Below are 25,611 nucleotides of genomic sequence, written 5' to 3'. Positions count from 1 at the left end.
AGCAATGTCAAAGAAAACGTCAGCCGAGGCGGTGTGCGTGGTGACCGGTGCGGCCGGTTTTGTGGGCAGCCATCTGTGTGAGCGGCTTCTGGGTCTTGGATGCCGCGTCATGGGCGTGGACAACTTCTTTTCAGGCCGTTGGGAAAACCTGACGCCCTTTCGGGACCATCCGCGCTTTTCCTTTCTGGAACGGTCTGTGACGGAGCCGGGGCTGCTCCGAGAGATCGCGGCGGAGCACGGCCCCCTCGCCTGCGTCTTTCATCTGGCGGCCATTGTGAGCGTGCCCTATTCCGTGGACCATCCGGAAGAGACGTGGGCGGTCAACTACCAGAGCACCATCGGGCTGCTCCAGGAGGCCGGCCGGTTGGGGTGTGCCCGATTCGTCTTTGCCGGCTCCGCCGCGGAGTATGGAGACGACGCCAGGCTTCCTCTCCGGGAATCATACGCCGGGGACCAGACGTCCTGGCTCAGCCCCTACGGAGAGGCCAAGTACCGTTCGTCCCGGGCCGTGGCCGCCTGCGGCGACGGACCCCGGGGGGTGGCGCTCCGATGCTTCAATATCTTCGGACCGCGCCAGGATCCCTCCAGCCCTTATAGTGGCGTGATTTCGCGTTTCGCCGAGATGGCCGTTCGGGGAGAAGCCCTGACCATCTTTGGAGACGGTCACCAGAGCCGGGATTTCGTCTATGTTTCGGACGTGGTGGATGCCTACTGCCGAGCGGCGGGATTGGTGGCGTCGGCGCCGGAGGTCCCGGCCGGCATCTACAACGTGGGGTCCGGCACCCGCACGACCATCCTGGAATTGGCACGGATGATTCTGAGCTTGACAGAACGCGGGGAATCGATCAGGTTTTATGCAGAGCGCCCAGGCGACATCCGCCACAGTGTGGCTTGTATTGATGCCATCCAGGCGGTTATGGCCTGGCGACCCCGCGTTTCTTTGGAAGAAGGTCTCAGGGAAACACTCCGTTGGATGCAAAGCCAAGGGGCGTGAGGGCCCGCTTGGGTCGATGCCGTGGCGAGAGGAGGAAGCCGTGAAGAAGAAGCTATCTGTTGTCTTGGTGCTTGTGGCTATCTCGGCGCTGGTGGTTACGTGCCGGGAGTCCCAAAAGGGAGATCGGTTGCCTTCCAGCCGGGCGCTGCAACCGTACCAGGCCAAGGATTTTTCCTATCTTCTGGGAATGGAGGGCTTCAGCGAAGCGCTGCTCAAAACCCACTTCGCCCTCTACCAAGGCTACGTGACCAACACCAACAAGCTCTTGGAAAAGCTCCGCTCCTACGCCAAGTCCGGTCGCACCGATACGCCGGAGTATGCGGAGCTGAAACGTCGGCTCGGTTTTGAATTCAACGGCATGAAGCTGCACGAATACTACTTCGGAAACCTGGGCGGCGCCGGGGTCCTTCCCGAAGACAACGCCCTCTACGAGGCCATCAAAGAAAACTTCGGCTCCTTCGAAAACTGGAAAGAGGACTTCCTGTCCACGGGCAAGATGCGCGGGATCGGCTGGGTGATCCTGTACCAGGATCCGAGTACCGGCCGCTTGGTCAACACCTGGATCAACGAACACGAAACGGGCCACCTGACCGGGTGTGTCCCGCTGGTGGTTCTGGACGTGTTTGAGCATGCGTATCTGCTCGACTACGGCTTGGACCGGGCCGCTTACATGGATGCCTTCTTCAAGAACCTGGATTGGAAGGTGGTGCTGGAGCGCTTCGGTGTGGAAGTGCCCGAAGGGGCCATCCCGGAAAAGCCCCAAGGGGTGAGCGCCGAGGCACCGTCCGGACAGGAAGAGCACCAGGCCGTTTCCGCTGCCGAGGAAGGCCGCCATGAAAAGGCGCCCGCCGGCAAGGGGGCCGGGGAAGGCCATGAGCCCGAGGCGGCACAGGCCCACCACGGCTGACGCGGTTCATCACAACCCATTCTTTCGGCAAGGTTTAACACGTCCCGTCCGGAGGGCACTCTCGTAGGTGGCCGGGCGGGCTTTTTCATCGTGTCTAGTGGAAAGGTGTCCTATGGAAAATATGGTGGAATCTTTGAAGCGACAGCGGGAACAGATCCTCCAGGGAGCCGATGAACAGATGCTTCGTCGGCACATGAGCCTTCTTGAGATCGCAATCATGTCCCTCCACAATCGCCTGGTCAACCGACTGGACGCCGATTCGGAAAAGTTCCGCTCCAGCGGGGCCATTGCGGCCTTGGGGGCCTTGGCCCGCGGTTTTCTGGGCCCCCAGGACACGGTGTCGCTCCTGTGGCTTCGAACGGAGGCCTTCCCCTGGGAGGAGGACTGGCAGGAGGACATCCTGGAGCCGCTTCGGGAAGCCGGGTGGGATGTGCAACTGCGCGTGGCGTCCCTGCCTCAGGTGCTGGAAGAGGCCGGAGAGAGCCCGGAGCTGTTTTTCCAGTTGCTGGAAGCCCGGTATTTGTCAGGAAACAGAGAGCTTCTCGTGGAATTGGACGATGCGCTGGACGAGCTGGTGACCCGCCGCCAGGAGCAGCTCTTTTCCAATCTTTATGAAGGCCTGCGCCGCCGCCAAGCCCGTCTGTCCCAACCGGACAACTGGCTGGAGCCCGACCTGCTGGAAAGCCCCGGCGGCCTGCACGATATCGACACCATTCGTTTTGCATCCAGGGTTTTGTTGGGTGTGCGCTGTGTGGAAGATGCCATCTTTCAGGGGTACCTCACACGATGGGAGGCCGATCGGCTGGAGATGGCCGAAAAGAACCTGCACAAATGGCTGGGGCTTGTGCGTGCCCAGAAGGGAGGCCGGGCGAGCGTACTCGATTTCCACGTGCAGGAGGTGTTGGCCGAAAAACTGGGCTATTCCGGCCGGGCGGGCTTTCTGCCTGTGGAAACCTTTATGCAGGAAGTGCACCGGACCTTCCACGACGTCTTTCGTGTGTCTTCGGAATTCTGTGAACGGCTCCAGGAAACCGGTAAATTGGCCGAAATGCCCCTGGAAGGCCCTTCCTTTTCGCTGGAAGACGGGATTTCGGTGGTGCACGGCAGGATCCAGGTGGATCCCTCCCATTATGAACCCACAGCGTCCAATATCCTGCACCTGTTTGTCCTGGCCGCCGAAAAGCGGCTGGGCTTTTCCAGCTCCACCCGCCGCTGGATTCTGCATCACAAGAATGCGGTGGATTCGGCCTCGGAGGACCATGGCGTGCGGGACGCCTTCCTGGACCTGCTCCGCAAAGACGGGCCGGCCTTGGCCGCCCTCCGTCGCTTTTCCGACTACGGCCTGCTTCAGGCCCTCATTCCCGAAACGGCGCTGGTCCATGGGTTGGTGCAGCACGACGCCTTCCACGTTTATCCAGTCCATGAGCACCACCTGCGCACGGTGCGGGAGATCAAGCGCATCCTCCGCGGCGACTACCAGGACGAAGAGCCGGAGATCACGGGCCTTGCCCGGGGCCTTGCCGACAAGACCTGGTTGTACCTGGCTGCCTTGTTGCACGACATCGGCAAGCACGCCGGCAGGGATCACGCTCGGGCAGGAGCCGATATGTTTCCCGTGATGGCCCGAAGACTGAAACTGGACAAAGCCGGCTCCGAGAGGGTGGCCTTTCTCATTCGACACCATCTGCTCTTGATGGACACCGCTTCCATGCGGGATCTGGGAGACATGGAGATGCTCCTCCAATGCGCCCGGACCGTTGGAGAGCCCGACCGCCTCCAGGAGCTTTTGGTGCTCACCCTGGCCGACATGATGGCCACCGGCCCCAAGGCCCAACAGAAGTGGCGGGAGACCCCGGTTTGGGATCTCTATGAGCGGCTGCTCTATCTGCTGGAAAAGGGCGAGCCCAGCGAGGAGGTGCTGGCGGACCGCGTGGAGCGGATCAAGGACGTGGTGTTGGCCCGGGTGGCGGAGGTGGTGGACCGGGCCCGGTTGGAAGAGCATTTTTCTCAGCTGCCGCCCCGGTATTTGCTTTCCATCGACGCGGAAGAGATGGCGGCTCACCTGCGCCTGGAAATGCAACTGGGCGAGGCACCGGACGCCTTTGTCTGGGACGTGCGCCAGGAAAACGGCACCGTGGCCATCACCGTGGTGAGCCGGGAGGTGCCGGGACTGCTGGCCCGTGCCGCGGGGATTTTGACCTTGCATCACCTGGACATCCGGGACGCTCGGGTCTTCACCAAGAAAAACGGGGTGGTGCTCCTGCTTTTCCGCTGTCTGCAGGAGGAAGCCGCCGACTCGGTGGACTGGAGCCGGGTCCAAGAGGACATGGGGCGGCTCCTGGAAGGGAAACTGGCCCTGGATTATCGGATTTCCGCCCATGCGGCCGCCGTGACCGAAAGCCGCCGCCAGGCCGTGCCCAAATCCGACAGCCAGGTGGACGTGGACAATGATTCGGCGCGGGAATACACCATCTTGGAAGTCTATACCGCGGACCGGCCGGGACTGCTCTACACCATCACCCGGACGCTCCTGGAGCTTCATCTGCGCATCTACGTGGCCAAGATCACCACCAAGGTGGATCAGGTGGCGGATATCTTCTATGTGAAGAATCATCGGGGCGAAAAGGTGACCGATCCGGATCAGATCCAAGAACTGCGACGGGCCCTTCTCTTTTGGTTGGATGGTCCGGGCCGTTGAGCCACCACCTTGCCGGTCTGGAAAAATGCCTTATAGGTAAAGTGTTGACGCGGGGGGGCGTGTGGCTGGAATCCCGAAGGGTCGCCCGGAAGGGGCCGAGGAGTGCCCTTGTATATACGTTATGTTCGATACGCCGGCAGAGCCCACTACGAGCTGAGAAGGTCCTATTGGGATGGCTCCTGTTACAGGATGCGCCGCCTCATGGACCTTGGCGATGACCCCCAAGACTATATCGTCTACGTGGGGGGAAACGGCTTCTATTTTCGGCCCGATCTGGAAGAGGCGTTGGAAGATCAGGGGGTTGGCTGGGAAACGGAGGACTTGGAGCGCGCCTTCCTGCCCTACCTGGACCCCCATATCCGTCGGATCATCGAAAACTTCACCCACGCTCCGCGAGGGCAATCGTCTTCCCCGGATCCCCTGGGCGAGGCGCAAGCCCATCTGCATCCCTTCGACAAGCGACGCCTGCATTTTTTGCGGTGCGGTCGGATGGACATGGGGAACCTGGAAGGGCGGCCCTGGAAGTTCCTCAACGTTCTGCTGGAGAAAAGCCGGGACGAAATGGAGCATGTCATCGAAGGCATGGAAGTGGACCTTCGGCCCCACGAGAGGCGGAACTACCTCTTCACGGCCCTGGAGCTACAAAGATATTTCCCTCACCATCTGCTCAAGAACAATCCCGCCGCCCTGGATCCCGAGAGGGTGGACAGCTACTTTTTGCAAGAGATCTGCCGGCTCAACGAAAGCCGGCACTTCTTCGCCGGCGTGGAAGATCACGACCCCGCGCGATTGCACCCCTACCTGGTCAAGTATGTGATCATGTACTTTGATCACTCCTTTTCCGCCGACACCTTCCTGGACGAGATGCTCCGGGATTTCATCTGGAACCGGCAGTTTCGCTTTCCCCAAGGTCCCCCCCGGGCATCCATGCCGGAAAAGGAGGCCTGTGCCTGCCTGGGGATCGGCGAGGACGAGTACCGGTCCATGAGCCCGGAAGAGCTGGCCCGCTGCTATAAACGCTGTGCCAAACGACACCACCCGGACGCGGGAGGCGACCACGAGACCTTCATTCGCATGGCGGAGGCCTACGAGGTACTGGCCCGGCGAAAGGGTCCGTAGGGGCGTGTCCGACAGTGGCCTTTCAGCCTTTTGAGAGGGTTTCTAACTGGTTGAAATTCCACTGTGCCCTCTGTCTCTTTTTGAGCCTTTTGGGGGCGGGTTGGGAACCCGCCCCCATGGGTATGGCGCGGCGGTCGGTGGAAACAAAGCGCCCCGCCGCCTCGCCCCTTTGGAGCGGAAAGCCTGTTCTCTCTCAGGCCGGTGGGACGCTTCAGGGGCTGTGGGGTGGAAGCAGTGCGGCGGCCTCGGACGTGGATTCCTTGTGGCCGTCGGTTTGGAAGAAGTCCATGACCTGGGTGAGCTGGTCCGTCACGGACGCAAAGCTCTGAATGACCTGGTCCAGCTCGTGGGCGGCCCGACTGATCTGTTCCACTCCCAAGGATTGCTCCTGACTGGAAGAGGCCACGTCCTGGATGAGCTGGCTTACCTTCCGGGCCTGAACGGCCACCTCCCGGTAAGCCTCGTCGGTTTCCTGAACCAGGGAACGGCCTTCGTGCGTTTTGTCTTGGGCCGTTCGGATCAATTCGGCAGTGGATTTGGCCGCTTCCGAAGCGCGCCGGGCCAGGCTGCGCACCTCGTCGGCCACCACGGCAAAGCCCTGTCCGGCCTCACCCGCCCGAGCCGCTTCCACCGCGGCATTGAGGGCCAGCAGATTGGTTTGGAAGGCGATCTCGTCGATATCCTTGACGATCTTGGCCATGGTTTCGGTGGTGCTCACGATCTGATCCAGGGACGTGATGCACGCTTTCATGACCTTGTTGGCCTCGTTCAATTTGGAGTCGTTGTCGCGCATCATGGTGTCGGCCTCGGCGCACTTTTCCGCGCCCTGACGGATCATGGAGGTGATCTCCTCCAGGGAGGCGGACGTCTCCTCGATGGAGGCCGCCTGCTGGCTGGTGCCTTCACTCACTCGAAAGGCGGTTTCACGGGCCTGCTGGATGGTGTCTCGAAAACTCTTGGACAACTGATTGACGGAATCGGCCAGGACGCCCAGTTCGTCCTGGCTCTTGTGATCCAGCTCCACGGTCAGATCGCCTTCCGCCAGTTGCCCGATGCCCTCCACAATGCGCTTGAGGGGGCGAGTGACGAAACGGGAGAGGATGAACACCAGTATTGCGGACAGTACGAAGGCTCCCAGGATGGTCCCCGCGGCACTCAGGGTGCGTAGCTTGGCCAGGTAGGCGAAAAGGGGCGAAGCGTCCCGCCGAATCAATACGCCTCCCAAAACCTTGCGCGATGACCCGTGGCAGTGATGGCACGACGGTTCATTGCGGATGGGAGTGACCACAGCGATCTTCGGCCCGGACGGTGTCTCTTCCAAGGCCGTCGTCTGCTTCGTGCCCTTTCCGGACAGTCCCTCTTCAATCCGGCTCACCACACCGGAGCTGATGCCCAGGGATCGCAGGTCACTGCGAAGTTGGTTCTGCTGGGTGGCGTAGGTCACCTTGCCTGCGAAATCGTAGATGTAGACATCCAGATCCTGGAGCTTTTGCCCCAGTTCCGCCATCTGCTGTTCCAGGGCTTCCTCGTCCCCGATGGCCATGGGATGCTTGATGGAGGCGTACACCGAATCGCTCAGTATCCGCGCGCTTTCCAGACCTTCCTGCAACAGCTTCTGCCGTTGCATCCACCAACCCGAGCCCGCCATGGCGACGATGACCACCAGCACGGTGGACGCCACGATCATCAAGACCTTGCCCTGAAGTCCCAGAAAAAATCGCCAAACGCGTTGCATTCCATCCCCCTTGTCTGTGTTCCTTAGTGGGCTCCACTGTGGATCAACGGCTGGAAGTTGAAAGCCCGGACCCGCTCTTCATTGTGGCAGCGCTGGCAGTCCTGGACCGTGATTTTCCCGCGAATGTCTTGAGGATCTTCCGTTTCCGCATGGACAGAACCCGGGCCGTGGCAGGATTCGCAGCCAAGGTTTTTCATGTCCGGAGTGCTCACGGGATCCGTAAAGCCCCCGGGTTGCCCGTATCCGGTGGTGTGGCACGCGTAGCAATCTTGGAGTTCCTGGGGGCTGAGGCCGTCTTGCAGCTTTTCCACCCCTTGGAAGGAGTGGGGCTTTTTGGAGTATTGCATGAATCGCTCGTGAATCTCCTCGTGGCATTGGGCGCACGTCTGGTCGCCCACATAGTGCGGCTGGTCCTGTGCCTGTGGCAGGCCGACCCACAGCAAGGTGGCGGCGGCCGCCATGACGATCGTCTTCTTCACTTGGCATCCCTCCCTGTCTGAACACAACAACCTCTTGCGGGTTCCAGACCCGCCAGATCCACATCCAAAGGTCCTATCGGTCGGGAGGGACTTGGGCTTTAGGAAAATTTGCACATCTGGACCAAAGGGGGGCTGGGCATGAAAAAAGCCCCGCTCCGGGGATGGTGCCGTCCCGGCGGGACTTTCCATGGGGGGAAGGCGATGGTTGAAGGCCTTCAGCGCAGTTCGCACTGCAGCAGGTCTTGCACCACCGAGTAGGGGTCCGTTTCCTTGGCCGTCACTTTGTGCACCAGCTCCTCCAGGCTTTGACCCCGCTGTTCCAGACGGCGCAGGAGCTCGCCCAGGGCTTCTTCCCGCAGGGTGTCCAAAAGCTGCATCCTGGCGCGTTTGGCCTCCACCGCGTCCCATTGTCCCTGGTCGTTGGCGGTGAGGTAACGGCGATGTTTTTCGATGGCCTCCATGAGTTCCGGGATGCCGCGGCCCTTGAGGGCTTCCGTCTCGATGATGGGCGGCTCCCAGCCCTCGTCGTCGCGGCGCCGCAGGCCCAATTCGATGAGGTTCCGGAGCTCCCGGATGGTCTTTCGCGATCCCTCCCGGTCCGCCTTGTTCACCACGAAGATGTTTCCGATCTCCATGATGCCGGCCTTGATGGCCTGGATTTCGTCGCCCATGCCGGGAATGGTCACGAGCACGGTGGTGTGGGCGCAATTGGCCACGTCCACCTCATCCTGGCCCACGCCCACGGTTTCCACCAGAATCACGTCCTTTCCCATGGCGTCCAGGACGGTGATCATGTCGTTGGTGGACTTGGTCAGTCCCCCGAAGTGGCCCCGGGTGGCCAGGCTGCGGATGAAGACGCCGCTGTCCGTGAAATGGCGCTGCATGCGGATCCGATCCCCCAGGATGGCCCCGCCGGTGAAGGGGCTGGTGGGATCGATGGCCAGGATGCCCACGGTGAGGTCCTGTTTGCGGTACTCCAAGGCCAATTGATCCACCAGGGTGCTTTTCCCCACCCCCGGAGATCCCGTGAACCCGATGACGTAGGCCTTGCCCGTGTGGGGGTAGAGTCGCTTGAGGGCCTCGCGGGCCGATGGGAGATGATCGTCGATATCCCGAAGAAGGCGGGCGGTGGCCCGCACATCTCCTGCCAAGATTTGTTCCACAAGACTCATGATCCATGCCTCTTGCCTAGGCCACCAGGGCCTTGCGCGGCTTGATGTGGGTACGCACCCAGTTCACGATCTCTTCCAGTTTGGCGCCCGGCTCGAAGATCTCCTTGATGCCCACGGCCTTCAGCTTGGGAATGTCTTCCAAGGGGAAGATGCCGCCTCCGATGACCGCGATGTCTTCGGCGTTGTTTTCCTTGAGAAGCTCCATGACCCGCGGAAACGAATAGCGATGGGCTCCGGACAGGATACTCAAACCGATGAGGTCCACGTCTTCCTGGATGGCGGTGTTGACGATCTGTTCGGGTGTTTGATGGCAGCCCGTATAGATCACCTCGAAGCCCGCGTCCCGGAAGGCCCGGGCGATCACGCGGGCCCCGCGGTCATGTCCATCCAAGCCCGGCTTGGCGATCAATATGCGAAGTTTCCTCTCCTCGCTCATGGAAACCGTCCTCCTATCAATGGTGTCACTTGACAGATCGGGCAACCTTGTCCCAAGCTTCCTTGCCCTGCAGCCCGGCCCCGAGGCCCCGACAAGCTTTCGGGGAGCTAAAAGGTGCCGGGATCCGTGTAGATGCCGAAGACCTCGCGGTAGAGGTCGCAGCATTCCTGTTCCGTGGCTCCCGCTCGAACGGCGTCGATCAGGGCCGGCATCACGTTGTTTTCCCAGCACGGGGGGCCCTCACAGCGCCGCCTCAGTTCGTCCATGGCCTTCTGAAGCTTGACCTTGTCCCGCTTTTCCTTGAACTGGCGCGTGCGCTCGATCTGGAAGTTCTCCAGTTCATCGTCGATGCGCAGCACGAATTCCAGCTCGGGCCGGTCGCTGGGGAACTTGTTGACACCGATGATGATCTTTTCGCCCCGTTCCACCTGCTGCTGGAACTGATAGGCCGCGTCGGCGATCTCCATCTGCGGATAGTCCTTTTCGATGGCCGCCACCATGCCCCCCAGCTCATCCAACTTGCGGATGTAGGCCATGGCCTCCTCTTCCATCTTGTCGGTCAGGGCCTCCACGAAATAGGACCCGGCCAGGGGATCGATCACATTGGCCACGCCCGTCTCGTCGGCCAGAATCTGCTGGGTGCGCAGCGCGATGCGCACCGCCTCCTCGCTGGGGATCATGTAGACCTCGTCCAGGGAGTTGGTGTGCAGGGACTGGGTGCCGCCCAACACGGCGGCGAGAGCCTCGGTGGTGGTTCGGATGATGTTGTTGTAGGGCTCCTGGGCCGTCAGGGAGCAGCCCGCCGTTTGGGTGTGGAACCGGCACATCATGGATCGGGGCTTTTGGGCCTTGAACCGCTCTTTCATGATCCGGGCCCAGAGGCGCCGCGCCGCGCGCATCTTGGCGATCTCTTCGAAGAAGTCGATGTGGGAATTCCAGAAGAAGGAGAGGCGGCCGGCGAAGTCGTCCACCTTGAGGCCCCGTTTGATGCATTCTTCCACGTAGGTGATACCGTCGTAGATGGTGAAGGCCAGCTCCTGGACCGCCGTGGCGCCCGCTTCCCGGATGTGGTAGCCGCTGATGCTGATGGTGTTCCAGCGGGGCACCTCGTAGGTGCCGAATTCCACCGTGTCCACCACCAGCCGCAGGCTCGGCTCGGGGGGAAGCATGAGGGTCTTCTGGGCGATGAATTCCTTCAAACAGTCGTTTTGGATGGTGCCGCCCAGCTTTTTGCGGTCATAGCCCTCGTTTTCCGCGTTGGCGATGTACATGGCCCAGATGACGGAAGCCGGCGGGTTGATGGTCATGGAGGTGGTCACCTCTTCCAGGTTGATCCCGGCGAAGAGGCGCTGCATGTCCTCGATGGTGTCGATGGCCACCCCGCATTTTCCGCATTCTCCGCGGGCCACGGGGGCCTCCGTGTCATAGCCCATGAGGGTGGGAAAGTCGAAGGCCGTGCTCAGGCCCGTCTCACCGTGTTCGATCAGATAGTGGAAGCGCTTGTTGGTGTCTTCGGCCGTTCCCAGGCCGGCGAACATGCGCATGGTCCACAGGCGGGCCCGGTACATGGTGGGCTGGACGCCCCGGGTGAAAGGATACTGGCCGGGAAAGCCCAGGTCCTGGAAATAATCCTTGCCCTTGATGTCCAAGGGCGTATAGAGGGATTTGACCTCCATGTCCGAAACCGTGGAAAATCGCTCCAGCCGCTCGGGAAGCCTTTGAAGCGCCTTTTGGTATTCGCCCAGCCAGTCCTGGTATTCCCTTTCCATCCGTTCCAGCTGTGATTCTGAAAACATGCCTTTGCCCATACGCTTTTCCCTCCTCACGTGGTCCAGACCCGATCCAGGCCCCATGGGGCCGTGGAAAAGAAGAAGGGCGCCTGGGGGCGCCCTATCGTATATCCCAATAAAATCAAAAGAAAATAACGCACCTTCCCGCGACGCTGCCGAGCGGTCGTCTGGGGCTGGCGGGCCGAACGGGATTGTGGATCGATGTCCTCGCATCCCCGGGTTGTGCTGGTCGTTCCGCGTGTAGTGGGCATCCCATGAGCCAGACCGTGAGACCGTGGGTGAACGGGAGCGTGCGTTGAGCCAAGGTGACCGATTCGATCCGTTGCGTGAACAGGGTCCCTCTTGAGCGCTTCCACGGTAAGGGCAACGGGAGAATGGGAGCGGGATCGTGAGCTACCGAGGGTGCTTTCAAGTTAAAGGAGCCGGTCGCCGGTTGTCAAACAAATTTTTTTTCACTTGACCAATCCTCTTTCGTTGTGTAATTCAGGAGTCGCCTGATGGGGATTCTTTGACGGATCGCCAGGTTGCAGCTTCTGGTTCGTTTCCTGCTCCCGCTCCTTATGTGCTTTGTTTATCAACTTCTTAAGTGACCTGTTCGCGTTCTCTCTAGAGTGGATGACTCCTGTTCCCGTGTGCCTCTTTCAAACTGTGCGGATCCCAGAGCGTGCCTTTCCCAAAGGGCCCATTCCCTGTGTTGGCTAACCCCGGGATTCCGGCGTCCGCGGCAAGGGCGCCCTGGAACCCAGCAAATGTCCGAGAATGGCAGCCCGCCACAGCCTTTGGGCCGTGTCTCTCCCGCCGGCCTTCCAAGGGGTTTCGGTGCGGTGTGGGAGCCAGTCTCGGACAAGCTCCCGAACGGCGGAGGCGTCTTCAACTCCGGTGATGCCTGCCGCACATCACGTGAAAGTGGATTTGTTTTTCGTCGCAAGATGATCGGCAAGGCGACCGTGATAATCCTGTTCCTGCTGCGGAGAAGCTGACTCGGATGAATCAAGATCCAGGGTGGTGGCCCACATCGATTCCGTCCTTTCATCCATCCATGAACAACCGCCCAGTGTGCTTTGAGATGACCGGGAGCGATTCCTGGGGCGCCGCGGACGTGTCCCGGCTGCGCCGGGGGCGCTGGGAGTCCACCCGCACCATGGAAAGGAGGTGAAAGCAGAGCTTGGTAAAGGGTACAGGCGTTTGAAGACCGGCAACCTTTTCAAGGCGAAGAAGGAGAGGGCTATGGCAGAGCAGTTGAAACCTCGTTGGGGTCAACCCATGACCGGCATTATTTCATTTATTGTCTTTTTTGCTGTCGCCTGGCTTACCTGGTATATCTTCAGCGACCCGCGGGGTCCGGTGGGAGCCTTTCCTTATCCGTTCGTTCTCTATCTGGCCATGATGATTCTGGTGGGGCTGTGGCAGCACATGTTCTTGGGGGATTGGCCTTTTCAGGATCTGCCCCAGCCGGCCCGGGGTATTGTGGAAACCATTGTGAACCTGATCCTCGTCTGGTTCGTCATTCACGTGGTCTTCTATCGCATCCTGGGCCTGGGCTTCAATTTCCTCAGCCAGTCCAATCTCAATGAACTGGCCGCCGCAGGAAAAGCCGTCTTGCCCAACGGCAAGGCGCTGAGCCTGGAGGTGATGCAAAAGAAGCATTTCGCCGAGAGCGCCGTGGTCTGTTTCGTGCTCATCGGGTTTTTCAGCTATCCCTTTGTGACCATCCTTTTTGGCAAATGGCCCATCCGACCGAGCGATCTCAAGCAACCCGAAGCCGGTCTGGCGGAAATCGCTTGGTGCTCCCTGCTCACCCTCTTCTTCTACACCATCCTCATCGTTCCTTTCTGGGGCCTGGTCTACGGCAAGCTCTTGGGTTCTTCGTTCGCTCTCAATTTTCCCTGGTGGGGCAAGATCGCCGGTACCCCTCACGTGCATTGGGTTTTCGGCTGGTGGGAATGGATGATCATTGTGCTTTTCATGACTCCCAACGTGTGGCGCATGAAGCCGTGGTCGGCCATCACACTGCCCCAGCCCTGGAAGGGCATTGTCTCTTTCGTGTGCACGGTGATCCTGGGCTACATTCTCGCCCTGATCTGCATAAAGATCGCTCCGGCCTGGCTGCCCCATGAGACCCTCCATGAACTGAAGGAGGCCAAACCCAATGACGCGGAATTGATCCGTTTCTTGTGGTACCATGCGGCGGAAATCGCCGGCTTTGCGTTGATTCCCTTCCTCATCTGGCACCACTACTTCGATGACATGGCACCACAAGCGGACAAGGATTCCTGGGGGGCCTTCTGGTTCCGCACGGTGGGCGTCCTGGTTTTGTGCGCCCTCAACTATATCTTCTTCTACTATATCAACTTCGGACATTGGGGCCTGGGGAACCACCACATGGTGGAATTGGCCCACCGATTCCCCCACGGCGAGTCCCTGGTGTGGAACTTCTGGTGGATCATTCCGCTGCTGTGGAACGAATGGTTCTTCCACAAGTGGCCCTTCTACGTGCATAAACACTAGAAACGGACGTACGCCGACCCGCCCTTGGCTTGGACGGTGCGGGGGAGCCGTCGCCGGGCGCCTCCCGCTGAGAACCGCCAGGGTGGGCCGGTGAGGCTCCGGAGGCACTTCAATCAATCAGGGAGGAAGACCTAGATGGCACGAGAAGAGTATTTCAAGTGGGCCGAAAGTCTCTTGGATCCGTCCAAGACCTTCGAAAAACCGGAGGCCTTGGCGGATATTAAGGTCGTGGAACTCTGTACGCTGATCTTGGGCCCGTCCCTGCCCGCCTATCTGTCGGAGCTGGGGGCCACCGTCTTCAAGGTGGAGCTTCCCGGAATGGGCGACACCATGCGCTCGCTCACCCCCTTTGCCAAGTTTTTCAACGGGGCGGCCATGGGCTGGCTCAAGGAAGCGCGCAACAAGTATCATCTGGCCATCGACGTGCGCGTGGAAGAGGGCGCCGAGCTCTTTCGGGAGCTGGTGAAACGGGCCGATGTGGTGGTGGAGAATCTCCGGGCGGGCACCATGGACCGCTGGGGTATCGGCTATCGTCAGCTGCGCAAGATCAATCCGGGGCTCATCTACATCGCCCTCAACGGCTTCGGCCAGTGGGGACCCTATCTGGAGCGGCCCTCCTACGACGCCATCGCCCAGTCGGAATCGGGCATGGCCTGGATCAGCGGTTTTCCGGATCAACTGCCCATGAAGGCGGGCATCTGGCTGGCCGACTACTACGGAGGTCTGGTGGGAGCCGTGGGGGTCCTGGCCGCTCTCGCCTATCGGGACAAGACGGGCAAGGGGCAGTTCATCGAGTATTCCCAGGCGGAAAACCTCATGAGAGCCATGGACTGGACGTGGCTCTACCAGCATTTCACCGGTAAGATGCGCGAACGCTACGGCAACCGCGATGTGAGCATCTGTCCGGCGGACATCGTTCCCGACAAAGACGGGACCATGGTGGCCATCGGGGCCGCCACCGACCGGCAGTTCCAGAGCCTCTGCCAGGCCATGGGCAAACCCGAACTGGCCCAGGATCCTCGGTTTGCCACCCATCTGGAGCGGCTCAAAGAAGAGAACGCCGTGGAGCTCCTGTCCATCATCCGCTCGTGGGTGGCGGAAAAGTCCTATGCGGAAATCGATGCGCTGGCCGGAAAATACGGCTTCGGGGCCCACAAGGTGTCCGACGGAAAGGATCACGTTGAAGATGAGCACCTGCGGGCCCGCAACTTCACCTACCGGGTGGACGATCCCATCTACGGCGAGTTCTACGAGGAGGGGATTGCGCCCAAGCTTTCCGAAACGCCGGGGCGGATCAAATGGGCCGGAAAGCCCGTGGGTTTTGACAACGAGTACGTGCTCAAGCGCTTCCTGGGACTCAAGACCAAGAAGATCAAATATCTCAAGGAAAAGAACGTGATCGGCAAGTGGGTGGACGTACCCCCGGGCCGCAAGCCCCCGGAAGGCTGGGATGGCAAGAGCGGTGTTCTTTTGGCCTAGGTCGGATTGGAAGGCAAACCCCTTTGGTAGGGAGGACGATAGATGCACAAGGAAAAGGAAAAATCCTGGAACGAATGGATCCAGGAACTGGACGATCCCAAGAAGAACCGGAAAAAACCCGAGGCCCTGGACCATATCACGGTCTTGGATGTGAGTTATGCCAACATGGCGGGCTGTTTCGCCACATCCACCCTGGCCGAATTCGGCGCCACGGTCATTCGCATCGAGCCGCCCGGAGGAGATCCCGCCCGGACGTACACCCCTTGGGGGTACATGCACATGGACACGGGCCTGGGCTACCTCAACGAAGGCCGCAACAAGTTCCACGTGACCCTGGACCTGGAATCGGAAGAAGGCCGGGAGATGTTTTTGAAGCTGGCCAAACGGGCGGACGTGGTGGTGGAAACCTTTCTGTCCGGCACCATGGACGAGTGGGGCATCGGCTACCGGCAACTGAAGGAGCTGAATCCGGGCCTCATCTATTGCGCACTTTACACCTACGGTCAGTTCGGCCCCAAGGCCGCCTGTGGCAAGGCGGACGTGGACGTGGTGGACCAGGCCTACTCGGGGGTGGTGTCGGTGGGTGGCGAACCCGTGGACGATCCGGCCAATCCCAAGCCGTCTGAGGTCCCCACCAAGCAGGGCAACTGGATGGGCTGGTACGCGGGCGGGGCCTGGGCGGCCGCGGCCGTGCTGGCGGCGCTCCATTACAGGAACCATTCGGGCAAGGGCCAGTTCATCGACGTGTCCCCGGCGGAAGCCTATGGGCGGTGCATCAACTACGGCATCACCTACTACTACGGCTTCAAGGAGACCATCCCGCGGGTGGGCAACTACGATGTGGGGGTCTTTCCCTACACGTACTTCAAGTGTAAGGACGGGTTCGCCTTCCTGTCTGGATTCGCCGATCCCAACTGGAAGGCCTTGTGCACCATCATCAACCGCCCGGACCTGCAGCAGCAGTTCCCCACCATCTTCGAGCGCCTCAATGTGGACAACATGAAGGTGATGTACAAGGAAATCGAAAAGTGGACCATGGAACACACCTATGACGAGATTTTCGATGCGGTCATGGACTACAACAAGAACATCGGCGAAGGCGTGGTGGTCCCCGGCCGCATCTCGTCGCCCATGGACACCATGAAGGCGGAAAACTGGTGGGTGCGCCAAGCCCTGGAAACCATCGACGATCCCCATTACGGCGAGGTGACCATCGCCAACCATGCCCACAAGATGACCGAATCCCCGCCGCGGGTCAAATGGGTGTGCCGCCCGGTGGGGGCCGACAACTACTACGTCTATGCCAAGATGTTGGGGCTGGGTCCCAAACGTCTGGAGGAGTTGAAGGAAAAGGGAGTCATCTAGGCGCCTGTTGGAAGGCCGGGAAGGAGCGGCCGCTCGGGCACCGTGGCATGTTCCCGGCTTGAGGGGGCGGACAGGGCCGGTTCCGGATCGGCGCCCGCCCCGTCCTTTTGTGCCGGTCTGGCCTTTAAGCGGTAGGGGCGGGTTCCGAACCCGCCCCCACAAGGTGCCCAAAAACCCACAGGGAACAGCGGCATTTCAACTGGTCAGAAAGCCCCGAAGCCCGAGAGACCCTTGTCGGACAGGCTCCTGGGCTGTAAGCGCGAAGGGATCGGCTTCCTCAGGGGGGCGGCGCCGATAGGGCCGAAGGCCACTCGCTCGGGTGGCCTTCGGCTTTTGAGGACTTCTTGGCGCTTTTGGAAGGAGACGCTGCGGTGTGCGCCCGATCTTTGACGGTGCGGCGGAGGGGTTCATCTTGGGAGCCGGGATGGAAAGGGGCCAAAGCCTGGGACGGCCAAAAAGGCTTTGTGATCCGGGTCCATTGTGCTAGTTTTGCCGTACTTTCAGGGAGGTGGGCCGTGCGAGAGAAACTGGAGCCGGTGGAGGTGATGTGCCCCAAGTGCAAGGAGACGCGCATCATCTATCTGCCCAAGGAAGAGATCCCCGCTTGTCCCCGGTGCGGTGTTCCCATGGTCATTCGGGAACTCTTGGATGAGGGGAAATCCTATTGAATCGGGCCGTTTCTCTGTGGCGGATCCCGGAAGCGGTTGGCCCGGGAGGGTTCTATCTTGGCGTCTTTCCAGATCCCATCGTCCGGCTTCCGATTCGAAAAGGGACGCAGGGATCTTCGCGGAGAGGTTGTCTGGAGTGTTGTACCCAATGAAAGGAGGAGGTCGGCTATGAGAAGAGTGGTGCAGTGTGTGGCGGTGGTGTGCGCCCTGGTGTTGATGGCGGCCATGAGCGTGTCGGCGGCGGACATCGAACTGGCCAAGAAGTCCACCCTGGAACAGATCCTCAAGCGCGGGGAACTCCGTGTGGGCTTCGAGGCGGGTTACATGCCCTTTGAGATGACCGACAAGAAGGGCAATTTCGTGGGCTTCGACATCGACATGGCCAAAGAGATGGCCAAGGCCATGGGGGTGAAATTCGTTCCGGTCAACACCGCCTGGGACGGCATCATCCCGTCGCTCATCACGGGCAAGTTCGACATCATCATGAGCGGCATGACGATCACCCAGGAACGGAACCTGAAAGTGAACTTCGCCGATCCTTACATCATCGTGGGCCAGACCATTCTCCTCAACAAGAAGCATGAAGGGAAGGTACACTCCTACAAGGATTTGAACGATCCCAAATACATCGTCACCTCCAAGCTGGGCACCACCGGGGAACAGGCCGTCAAGCGCATGATTCCCAAGTGCCACTACAAGTCCTTCGAGACGGAAACGGAAGCGGCCCTGGAGGTGGTGAACGGCAAGGCGGACGCCTTCGTCTACGATCTGCCCTTCTGCGTGGTCTTCATGGCCCAGCAGGGCGCCGGCAGGCTGGTCTTCCTGGACAAGCCCTTCACCTATGAGCCCCTGGCCTGGGCCATCAACAAGGGGGATCCGGACTTCTTGAACTGGCTCAACAACTTCTTGCGCCAGGTGAAGAACGACGGCCGCTACGATCGGATCTACCACAAGTGGATCAAAGGAACGGAATGGATCAAGGAAGTGGCCCAATAAGGGGCCGGTTCCAGGCACCAACGGGGAGGCGCCCAAGAGATCGGGCCGTCTCCCCGTTGTCACGTCAAGCCCTTAGTTGCAGGAAAACATCGAGAATCCCATGGCACAAGCAACGAAACAACTGAGCCGCAGGTCCTACTTTTTCTGGGCCACCGTCTTTTTTCTGGGCATCTTTTCCTTAATGGCTCTCCTTTACTTCGCCACCCGCAAGGTGGACTACGTGTGGCGATGGTATCGGGTGCCCCAATACTTCTACTACAAGGACAAGGTGGAGGTCCGCTCCCAGATCGAAGGGCAAGTGGAAAAGATCGTCGCGGGCCAAAAAGCCAACGTCGTGGTGGTGACGGGGCCGGACGGGTCGGAAGAATACCAGATTCCGGGCAAAGACATCCGAGTTGGCGAAGGCGACTATATCTATCCCGGAGATATTTTGGGTGTCCACCAGAAGTGGAAGGTGGGGATCCTGCTCCAGGGGCTGTGGCTGACTCTCAAGGTGAGCCTCATCTCCATCATCTTCGGCATCCTCATCGGTCTTATCGTGGGCTTGGCCCGCATATCCGCCAACCCTGCCCTCAAATGGTCCGCCATCACCTATATCGAGCTGATCCGCGGGTCGCCGCTGCTGGTGCAGATCTTTATCTGGTACTTCGTGTTGGGGACGGTGATCAACACGCTTCTGGCCAAAAACGGCATGGCCCAGCTTCCGCCCCTCTGGTTCGGTGTGGCCTCTCTGGCCGTCTTTGCCGGGGCGTATGTGGCGGAAATCGTTCGAGCGGGCATCCAATCCATACACCGGGGGCAGATGGAAGCGGCGCGTTCTCTGGGCATGACCTATCCCCAGGCCATGCGCCATGTGATCCTGCCCCAGGCCTTCCGGCGCATCCTGCCGCCCCTGGCCGGCCAGTTCATCAGCCTCATCAAGGATTCGTCGCTTCTGGGTATCATTGCCATTCGAGAGCTCACCAAGGCGACCCGGGAGGTGGTGACCACGAGTCTCCAGCCCTTTGAACTCTGGTTCGTGTGCGCCCTGCTCTACCTGGTGCTCACCTTTGGGCTCTCCATGTTTGTCCAGTACCTAGAGAGGAGGACGGTGGTCTCGTGATCAAGGTGGAAAACGTATCCAAGACATTCTATGCCCCCCACGAGGTCCACGCCCTGCAAAACGTCTCGTGCCAGGTGGACAAGGGAGAGGTGGTGGTGATCATCGGGCCTTCGGGCTCGGGCAAAAGCACCCTGCTCCGGTGCCTGAACCGGCTGGAACACGCCGATTCGGGGCACATCTATATCGATGGGATCGACATCCTGGACCGCAAGACCAACATCAACACGGTGCGGGCGGAGGTGGGCATGGTCTTCCAGTCCTTCAACCTCTTCCCGCACAAGACGGTGTTCGAGAACGTGACCCTGGCCCAGCAGGTGGTGCGCAAGCGCGGCAGGGCGGAGGCCGAAAAGAAGGCCATGACGCTCCTGGAAAAGGTGGGCATTCCCGACAAGGCCGGGGTGTACCCGGACCAGCTTTCCGGCGGCCAGCAGCAGCGGGTGGCCATCGCCCGGGCCTTGGCCATGGACCCCAAGGTGATGCTCTTCGACGAGCCCACTTCGGCCCTGGACCCGGAGATGATCGGGGAGGTCCTGGATGTGATGAAGGCCCTGGCCAAGGAAGGCATGACCATGGTGGTGGTTACCCACGAGATGGGCTTCGCCCGCGAAGTGGCGGATCGGGTCATCTTCATGGACGATGGCACCATCGTGGAAGTGGGGACGCCCGAGCATTTCTTTAAGAATCCCACCCACAAGCGGACCCAGCTCTTTCTCAACCAGATCCTTTAGATGGGGCCGTTGGGCGTTCCGAAGGCCCGTTCATGAACACGGGCAAGTGGTTCGGGCCTGGATTGCGCTGGGCTTTTCGGGGTTCTTCGCCGATTCCCGTGGTTGGAGAAAGTTTCTTGGCGCGGGGGACGAGCCCCGCGCGCACGATGCACGGGCAGTCTCCGGCCGTCGTCCGGCGATGGACCGGGGGGCGAAGAGCTCCGCCCGGGGCTGTTGGCTGAAGGACCTTGCTCTTGATTCCTGCCACAATTGGCGCCAGGTGCCGCCGGCAAGCCGCCTTCCTGCCGAAGCGCTTCCTGGGGGAGGGGCGGCACCCGGCGGTCCGGATCCTTGGAAAGGCTCCCCCCGGTGCAAAGCCCTCAGATTTGGCTCGCGTCCGATCGCATTCCTTTTTGGGAGGATCCCCATGGAGAGGCACCTTCTGGTCACCGTCAGTGAGGAAATCGCCTGTCTGCATGGCGTGCGGTTTGTGGCAGACTTTCTGGAGAACTTGGAAACGCTCCGGGTGACGCTTCTTTTCGTGGCCCGGACCCACACGCCCGATCCCTGGGGCGGGCGGGAATACCTGCTTCGCGGCCCCCACATTTCCAACGAGGTCCGCTGGCGGGGGGAGCGGGCTCTGGGGGAAGCCAAAGAGATGCTGATCCAAAGGGGAATGGCGTCGGATCGTATCCACACGCTGCTCATCCCCAAGACCACCCATGTGGCCAAGGAAATGGCCCGGGAGGCCGTTCGAGGAAACTACGACGCCCTGGTGTTGGGCCGCCGGGGTTATGCCGCCCTGTCTGAATGGGTCTCCTCAAGCGTGAGCTCCAACATGTTGGACGAACCGCTCGCCAGCCCCGTGTGGATATGCCGAAAGGAGGCTCAGGGGCCCCGCAACGTGCTCCTGTGTGTGGACGGATCCCCGGCAAGTCTGCGCATGGCGGACCACGTGGGATTCATGCTCCAAGACGAAACGCACCGGATCTGCCTGTTTCACGTGATGAGCGGCGAAGGGGGGCGGGATGCGGCCCGGATCCTGGACGAAGCACAAGGGGTGTTGACGGCCAACGGGGTGGATCCCCAGCGCATCGACCGCAGGCTGGAGGTGGGAGGCAAGGTGTCCGATCTCATCTTGGAAGAGGCCGCCCGAGGGCACTATCCCGTGATCGCTACCGGCCACCAGGATGAATCCAGGGGGCTCTTTTCAAGTATCTTCACCGGACCGGTGTGCACCTGCGTCCTGAAGAAGCTGGAACATGGATCCCTTTGGGTCTCCAAATGATCTCCATGGGTTCTTCCCATCACCTCAGGCCGAATCGCTCCCGGAGGCGTGCGCTCAATTCCCCAATGGCCGAAAAGGCCTTTTCCACGGTGGCCGTCCCATCGGGATTGACCAGGCAGCAGGTGGCGGGGGAAAGCAGGCTTCTCGACACCAGGTAGTCCGTATCGATCCCGTTTTTGGCCAGCCGCCCCCACAGTTCCAGGAGTCGTGCTTCCAGGGAGTCCACCGTCTCGCCCTCGAAGGGTTCCAAATTGGTGGGGACCATGCCCCAGACAAGGATGCCGCCCCGGTCCAGGAAGCGGCGGATAGCCCCCGTGTAGGAGGCGAACACCTCGCCGTTGGAATACATGTCCAGGGAGAGCACGTCCAGGTCCAAATTCAAGAGGAAGTCCCAGTCGGGATTGCCGCACAGATGGATGCCCCGGGGTCGGTCGATGAGCGAGAAGAAGTATTCCATGTCTTCTCGAGCCGTCACGTGGTTGTAGCCGCTCATGGCACTGAAGATGAACTGCAGGCCCGGCTCGTCCACGAACATGAAGGCGTTGGGGTTGAGCTTCAGGAGTCTTTCCATCTGCACGTTCACCCGTTTGGCCATGAACTCCATCATGAAAGGCCGGACCGTGTCGTTGAAAAGAATGGGCCGTTCCTCTTCGTCCAAGACGTTGAAGCCGAAACTGACGGGCCCTTCCAGCTGGCCCCGGATGGCGGGCCGATTGCTCAGGTCCAGGCTGAGGAACCGCTGATAGACCGCCGAGTAGGTGGGGCTGATATCGAAAAGGGCGGGGTCGTCGAATCTCGCCAGAGTGTCGGGCAGTTCCTGAATGAACTTTTCCGTGGAGAAACGAAGCGTCCGGTTTTCCATGTCCAGCAGGATCCCGGGAAAGTGTTCCGAGGCCTGCACGTACATATCTTCGTAGTAGTTGAGAAGGGGGAGCTGGGGCCAGAAAGGAATGTCCAAAGACAGGGCCATCTCCAAGGCCCGGTCCACGTCCCTGTGGGGCATGACGGCCATGGCCGTGGTCAGAAGATCTCCGGGAATGGGCATGGGCCTCCTTCCGGCGTCTTTCCTTAAAATCCGTGATGCGGGAGCGGTGGGGAGCAACGGGACATGGGCGGCCCATGCCGTGTACGACGCCCCCCGCAGGAGCGCCCTGGGTTGCGCCCCCGGGTCCCCCTCCGATGGAGTCCTCGGACAAGCTCGTAGGGGCGGGTTCGGAACCCGCCCCTATTCCGCTCCAAGACCAGGCCGGCGACATAAGCCCGTCCGGCAATCCCAGGCCTTCCCTTTACACAAGAAGGGAGTCACCCGGGCGGTTCCAGACGGCCTCTAGGCCGCCAGGATGGCCTTCAGGTCCTCATCGGGCGTGCTGATGGGCTTGACGTCGAAGTTTTCAACCAGCACCTTGAGCACGTTGGGCGAAATGAAGGCCGGAAGCGAGGGTCCCAGGCGGATGTCCTTGATCCCCAGATGGAAGAGACTCAACAGAATGGCAACGGCCTTTTGTTCATACCAGGAAAGCACCAGGGATAAGGGCAACTGGTTTACGTCCACGTCGAAGGCCTTGGCCAGTGCCAGGGCGATCTGGACGGCCGAATAGGCGTCGTTGCACTGGCCCACGTCCATGAGACGCGGCAGGCCTCCGATGGTGCCCAGGTCCTTGTCGAAGAAGCGGAACTTGCCGCAGGCCAGGGTGAGCACCACGCAGTCCTGAGGCACCTTTTCCACAAACTCGGTGTAGTAGTTGCGGCCCGGCTTGGCTCCGTCGCAACCCGCCACCAGGAAGAAGTGGCGGATGGCGCCGCTTTTGACCGCTTCGATAACCTTGTCCGCCACGCCCAGAACGGTGTTTCGGGCAAAGCCCACCATGACCGATCCCTTGTCCTCGTCTTCTGTGAAGCCGGGCAGCTCCAGGGCCCTCTGGATCACGGGCGTGAAATCCCGGTCGGCGATGTGGGGCACGCCGGGCCAGCCCACCACGCCGCTGGTGAAGATGTTGTCCTTGTAGGCGTCCTGGGGCTTCTGGATGCAGTTGGTGGTCATGAGGATGGCGCCGGGGAACTGGGAAAATTCCTTGGCCTGGTTCTGCCACGCGGTGCCGTAATGGCCGTAGAGGTGTTCATACTTTTTGAGTTCAGGGTATCCATGGCAGGGGAGCATCTCGCCGTGGGTGTAAACGTCGATGCCCTTGCCTTCCGTCTGCTTGAGCAGCTCTTCCAGGTCTTTCAGATCGTGGCCGGAGACCAGGATGGCCTTTCCCTTGCGATGGCCCAACGGGACCTTGGTGGGCACAGGATGGCCGTAGGTGCCCGTGTTGGCCTCGTCCAGAAGCTCCATGGCGCGGATGTTCACTTCGCCCACCTTGAGGGTGCGAGCGACCCAGTCGTTCAGGGACAGGTCCGTTCGGACCGTGTCCGCCAGGATTTCATGGACGGCCCCGTAGACCGATTCGTCTTCCCGGCCCAGGATCTGGGCGTGATCTATGTAGGCCGCCACGCCGCGCAGCCCGAAGATGACCGTGTGCTTGAGTGAGCGGATGTCCGCATCCGGTTCGGGATCCTTGTCGAAGTTCACCTGCTCACCCTGGGCCACCATCTCCGCCTGGGACGCCGCGGGCTGGAAGGCGGCCGGACCGTCGCCGAAATCCACCGAACCCCCGGCGGCCTTCACATCGGCCTTCAGGGCTTCCCGGAGTTTCACCGTCTTATTGATGAAACGCACGATGTCTTCCGGGTCGAAGTTGACGTTGGTGAGCGTGGAGAAAAGGGCCTCGCAGGTGAAGACATCCACCTCCCGGTCTTGAACGCCCACTCGGCGGCCTTCTGTGGCCACCTGACTCAGGCCCTTGAGCAGATGGGTGAGAAGATCCTGGAGCGCCGCCACATCGGATTGCTTGCCGCAAACGCCGATCTTGGTGCAGGCTTGCCCTTTGGCCGTCTGTTCGCACTGGTAACAAAACATGGTTATCTCCTATAAGTTGTGTGGGTCGCCCGGACGTATGGACCAGGCGGTTTGTGGTTGGTTAAGTTGTCCGGGCCACGGCGTCGGGGACCAGGTCGTCATGGTTCGTGCGCTACGAGCGCGACAAGGAGACTGACCCCTCGGCGCCCGGCCCGGAGCTTTGATTGCAACCTGCGGCACGACCGCGCAATTCAGGAGGCGAAGCGGGGCCGGCGCGTTGGAGGATCTCCCTCGCCGGTGGTAACAGTTTGCACATGGAGGTATGCGATGAACAGAGACAAACTGTACGTGGGTCTGGACGTGTCGAACGCGAAGATCCACGCCTCCTTTGTCGACCGTGAGGGGCGCACAGTGCGCCAACCTTCGACCTACTTGAACGATCAGCAGGGCTGGACAGAGCTGCGGGCTGCCATCGTGTCGGCCAGTGCGCTGGTCGGCCCGAAGGCGCGGGTGGTCTGCGGTATGGAGTCCACCTCGAATATGCACAAGCGCTTGGAGCAGGCGCTGCGTGGCGAGAAGCGGCGGCAGGTCGAGGTGCACGTGCTGAACCCGCGGGCGGTCAAACACTTCGGTAAGGCACTGCTCAAGGACGCCAAGACCGACCGTCTGGACAGTCATCTCATTGCGCTGTTCCTGCTGCGGATGCAGCCCAGGGCGCAGGCCGTCCAGCCCGAGCTGTTCGAGGAGCTCAAGGAGGCCACGCGGACGCGGCGTCGTCTTGTCGAAGAGCGCACCGACCACAAGAACCGGCTCCACAAGCTGCTGCGCTACCACCTGCCGGGCTACCGGAAGGTGCTGGGCATCCAGACGTTTTCCAAGCGCCTGCTGGTCGTGCTTGCCGAGTTTGGCTCGCCGCACCTGTTGATCGAACGGAGCGTCGAGGATCTGGCCGCGATGCGCTACGGCCCCAGGCACCGCGTGGGCACGGCCTTCGCTGAAAAGCTCCGCACCCTGGCGGCAGAAGCACCCTGTGCTGAGCTTCCCAAGGTCACGCGTATGCTCGTGGAGATGACGGCGCGGCGGATTCTCGACCTGGATGCCCTGCTCGTGGAGATGGATGGTGCCATTTCCGAACTGCTCGAGCGGGTCTTTCCCGACCAGGTGCTGACGTCCATCCCGGGGATCGGCGCGGTGTCGGCGGCGGCGATTCTCGCCGAGGTGGGCGACATCGCACGCTTTGAGACGAAGAGCGACTTCGTGGGCTACTGC

General features: G+C 60.9%; 20 protein-coding genes and 1 pseudogene. 13 read left to right on the top strand and 8 right to left on the bottom strand.

Features of this window, described 5'->3' with window-relative positions; genetic code table 11:
- Nucleotides 1–4 precede the first annotated feature (4 nt).
- From B9A12_RS14325 to B9A12_RS14310, 4 genes and pseudogenes are all read left to right on the top strand, one after another.
- A complete protein-coding gene (locus tag B9A12_RS14325; RefSeq protein WP_084058790.1) occupies nt 5–994 on the top strand; it encodes an NAD-dependent epimerase/dehydratase family protein in 990 nt (329 codons plus the stop codon).
- Nucleotides 995–1,181: 187 nt separating this feature from the next.
- A pseudogene (locus tag B9A12_RS17900) lies at nt 1,182–1,712 on the top strand (superoxide dismutase); the annotation flags it as partial.
- A gap of 301 nt (nt 1,713–2,013) precedes the next feature.
- Nucleotides 2,014–4,599 (top strand): [protein-PII] uridylyltransferase family protein, encoded by a 2,586-nt coding sequence (locus B9A12_RS14315; protein ID WP_084058788.1) that lies wholly within the window; start codon nt 2,014–2,016, stop codon nt 4,597–4,599.
- A 108-nt stretch (nt 4,600–4,707) separates the two neighbouring features.
- Nucleotides 4,708–5,718 carry a J domain-containing protein gene (locus B9A12_RS14310; RefSeq protein WP_139796651.1) on the top strand — a complete coding sequence of 337 codons (1,011 nt, stop codon included), beginning with the start codon at nt 4,708–4,710 and terminating at the stop codon, nt 5,716–5,718.
- Between the two features lie 211 nt (nt 5,719–5,929).
- On the opposite strand, the gene B9A12_RS14305 is transcribed toward B9A12_RS14310, so the two are convergent.
- The 6 genes from B9A12_RS14305 to B9A12_RS17990 form a co-directional block, all read right to left on the bottom strand.
- Complete coding sequence (locus B9A12_RS14305) at nt 5,930–7,453, bottom strand: methyl-accepting chemotaxis protein (protein ID WP_084058786.1); 1,524 nt, start codon at nt 7,451–7,453, stop codon at nt 5,930–5,932.
- A 23-nt stretch (nt 7,454–7,476) separates the two neighbouring features.
- Nucleotides 7,477–7,932: a cytochrome c family protein gene (locus B9A12_RS14300; RefSeq protein WP_212636958.1), complete on the bottom strand. Its 456-nt coding sequence runs from the start codon at nt 7,930–7,932 to the stop codon at nt 7,477–7,479.
- Between the two features lie 215 nt (nt 7,933–8,147).
- Complete coding sequence (gene meaB, locus B9A12_RS14295; RefSeq protein WP_084058785.1) at nt 8,148–9,104, bottom strand: methylmalonyl Co-A mutase-associated GTPase MeaB; 957 nt, start codon at nt 9,102–9,104, stop codon at nt 8,148–8,150.
- Between the two features lie 16 nt (nt 9,105–9,120).
- Nucleotides 9,121–9,540 (bottom strand): cobalamin B12-binding domain-containing protein, encoded by a 420-nt coding sequence (locus tag B9A12_RS14290; RefSeq protein WP_084058784.1) that lies wholly within the window; start codon nt 9,538–9,540, stop codon nt 9,121–9,123.
- Nucleotides 9,541–9,647: 107 nt separating this feature from the next.
- Nucleotides 9,648–11,348, bottom strand: coding sequence for an acyl-CoA mutase large subunit family protein (locus B9A12_RS14285; protein WP_245802457.1), 1,701 nt, complete (start codon nt 11,346–11,348; stop codon nt 9,648–9,650).
- Between the two features lie 1,260 nt (nt 11,349–12,608).
- The gene (locus B9A12_RS17990) at nt 12,609–12,977 is read right to left on the bottom strand and encodes a hypothetical protein (protein ID WP_425430186.1); all 369 of its coding nucleotides are present in this window, start codon (nt 12,975–12,977) and stop codon (nt 12,609–12,611) included.
- 300 nt (nt 12,978–13,277) lie between these two features.
- On the opposite strand from B9A12_RS17990, the gene B9A12_RS17985 reads away from it, so the two are divergent.
- From B9A12_RS17985 to B9A12_RS14245, 8 genes are all read left to right on the top strand, one after another.
- On the top strand, nt 13,278–13,838 hold the full coding sequence (locus tag B9A12_RS17985) for a hypothetical protein (protein ID WP_425430185.1): 561 nt from the start codon (nt 13,278–13,280) through the stop codon (nt 13,836–13,838).
- Nucleotides 13,839–13,973: 135 nt separating this feature from the next.
- Nucleotides 13,974–15,317, top strand: coding sequence for a CaiB/BaiF CoA transferase family protein (locus tag B9A12_RS14275; RefSeq protein ID WP_084058782.1), 1,344 nt, complete (start codon nt 13,974–13,976; stop codon nt 15,315–15,317).
- 42 nt (nt 15,318–15,359) lie between these two features.
- On the top strand, nt 15,360–16,682 hold the full coding sequence (locus B9A12_RS14270; protein WP_084058781.1) for a CaiB/BaiF CoA transferase family protein: 1,323 nt from the start codon (nt 15,360–15,362) through the stop codon (nt 16,680–16,682).
- Between the two features lie 515 nt (nt 16,683–17,197).
- A complete protein-coding gene (locus tag B9A12_RS17055; RefSeq protein ID WP_170920628.1) occupies nt 17,198–17,350 on the top strand; it encodes a hypothetical protein in 153 nt (50 codons plus the stop codon).
- Nucleotides 17,351–17,518: 168 nt separating this feature from the next.
- Complete coding sequence (locus tag B9A12_RS14260) at nt 17,519–18,346, top strand: transporter substrate-binding domain-containing protein (RefSeq protein ID WP_084058779.1); 828 nt, start codon at nt 17,519–17,521, stop codon at nt 18,344–18,346.
- A gap of 100 nt (nt 18,347–18,446) precedes the next feature.
- Nucleotides 18,447–19,448: an amino acid ABC transporter permease gene (locus B9A12_RS14255; RefSeq protein WP_084058778.1), complete on the top strand. Its 1,002-nt coding sequence runs from the start codon at nt 18,447–18,449 to the stop codon at nt 19,446–19,448.
- The gene (locus tag B9A12_RS14250) at nt 19,445–20,176 is read left to right on the top strand and encodes an amino acid ABC transporter ATP-binding protein (protein ID WP_084058777.1); all 732 of its coding nucleotides are present in this window, start codon (nt 19,445–19,447) and stop codon (nt 20,174–20,176) included. Before B9A12_RS14255 ends, B9A12_RS14250 begins: the two co-directional genes overlap by 4 nt.
- Before the next feature lie 406 nt (nt 20,177–20,582).
- Nucleotides 20,583–21,443 (top strand): universal stress protein, encoded by an 861-nt coding sequence (locus B9A12_RS14245; protein ID WP_084058776.1) that lies wholly within the window; start codon nt 20,583–20,585, stop codon nt 21,441–21,443.
- A 19-nt stretch (nt 21,444–21,462) separates the two neighbouring features.
- Here the strand turns inward: B9A12_RS14245 and B9A12_RS14240 are convergent, their stop codons facing one another.
- Nucleotides 21,463–22,488, bottom strand: coding sequence for a uroporphyrinogen decarboxylase/cobalamine-independent methonine synthase family protein (locus tag B9A12_RS14240; RefSeq protein ID WP_084058775.1), 1,026 nt, complete (start codon nt 22,486–22,488; stop codon nt 21,463–21,465).
- A 282-nt stretch (nt 22,489–22,770) separates the two neighbouring features.
- Entirely contained in the window at nt 22,771–24,402 is a 1,632-nt protein-coding gene (gene hcp / locus B9A12_RS14235; RefSeq protein WP_084058774.1) for a hydroxylamine reductase, read from the bottom strand.
- Nucleotides 24,403–24,669: 267 nt separating this feature from the next.
- Here hcp and B9A12_RS14230 point away from each other — a divergent pair.
- Nucleotides 24,670–25,611, top strand: a 942-nt coding sequence (locus tag B9A12_RS14230) for an IS110 family RNA-guided transposase (RefSeq protein ID WP_084058773.1), incomplete at its 3' end; no start/stop codon positions are given.

This window comes from Desulfacinum hydrothermale DSM 13146, from assembly GCF_900176285.1.
GTDB classification, from domain to species: Bacteria; Desulfobacterota; Syntrophobacteria; order Syntrophobacterales; family DSM-9756; genus Desulfacinum; species Desulfacinum hydrothermale.
The sequence above is the reverse complement of the archived record's forward strand: the minus strand, read 5'-3'. Positions and strand labels throughout refer to the sequence as shown.

What these genes read in the sequence shown, in the direction of transcription:
- B9A12_RS14325 (WP_084058790.1), top strand. Translation starts at nt 5, where the DNA reads ATGTCAAAGAAAACGTCAGCCGAGGCGGTGTGCGTGGTGACCGGTGCG.
- B9A12_RS14315 (WP_084058788.1), top strand. Translation starts at nt 2,014, where the DNA reads ATGGAAAATATGGTGGAATCTTTGAAGCGACAGCGGGAACAGATCCTC.
- B9A12_RS14305 (WP_084058786.1), bottom strand. Translation starts at nt 7,453, where the DNA reads ATGCAACGCGTTTGGCGATTTTTTCTGGGACTTCAGGGCAAGGTCTTG.
- meaB (WP_084058785.1), bottom strand. Translation starts at nt 9,104, where the DNA reads ATGAGTCTTGTGGAACAAATCTTGGCAGGAGATGTGCGGGCCACCGCC.
- B9A12_RS14290 (WP_084058784.1), bottom strand. Translation starts at nt 9,540, where the DNA reads ATGAGCGAGGAGAGGAAACTTCGCATATTGATCGCCAAGCCGGGCTTG.
- B9A12_RS14285 (WP_245802457.1), bottom strand. Translation starts at nt 11,348, where the DNA reads ATGGGCAAAGGCATGTTTTCAGAATCACAGCTGGAACGGATGGAAAGG.
- B9A12_RS17990 (WP_425430186.1), bottom strand. Translation starts at nt 12,977, where the DNA reads ATGCTTCTTTTGCATCACCTCCAGGCTCAGCGCCTTGCCGTTGGGCAA.
- B9A12_RS17985 (WP_425430185.1), top strand. Translation starts at nt 13,278, where the DNA reads ATGATCATTGTGCTTTTCATGACTCCCAACGTGTGGCGCATGAAGCCG.
- B9A12_RS14275 (WP_084058782.1), top strand. Translation starts at nt 13,974, where the DNA reads ATGGCACGAGAAGAGTATTTCAAGTGGGCCGAAAGTCTCTTGGATCCG.
- B9A12_RS14270 (WP_084058781.1), top strand. Translation starts at nt 15,360, where the DNA reads ATGCACAAGGAAAAGGAAAAATCCTGGAACGAATGGATCCAGGAACTG.
- B9A12_RS14260 (WP_084058779.1), top strand. Translation starts at nt 17,519, where the DNA reads ATGAGAAGAGTGGTGCAGTGTGTGGCGGTGGTGTGCGCCCTGGTGTTG.
- B9A12_RS14255 (WP_084058778.1), top strand. Translation starts at nt 18,447, where the DNA reads ATGGCACAAGCAACGAAACAACTGAGCCGCAGGTCCTACTTTTTCTGG.
- B9A12_RS14245 (WP_084058776.1), top strand. Translation starts at nt 20,583, where the DNA reads ATGGAGAGGCACCTTCTGGTCACCGTCAGTGAGGAAATCGCCTGTCTG.
- B9A12_RS14240 (WP_084058775.1), bottom strand. Translation starts at nt 22,488, where the DNA reads ATGCCCATTCCCGGAGATCTTCTGACCACGGCCATGGCCGTCATGCCC.
- hcp (WP_084058774.1), bottom strand. Translation starts at nt 24,402, where the DNA reads ATGTTTTGTTACCAGTGCGAACAGACGGCCAAAGGGCAAGCCTGCACC.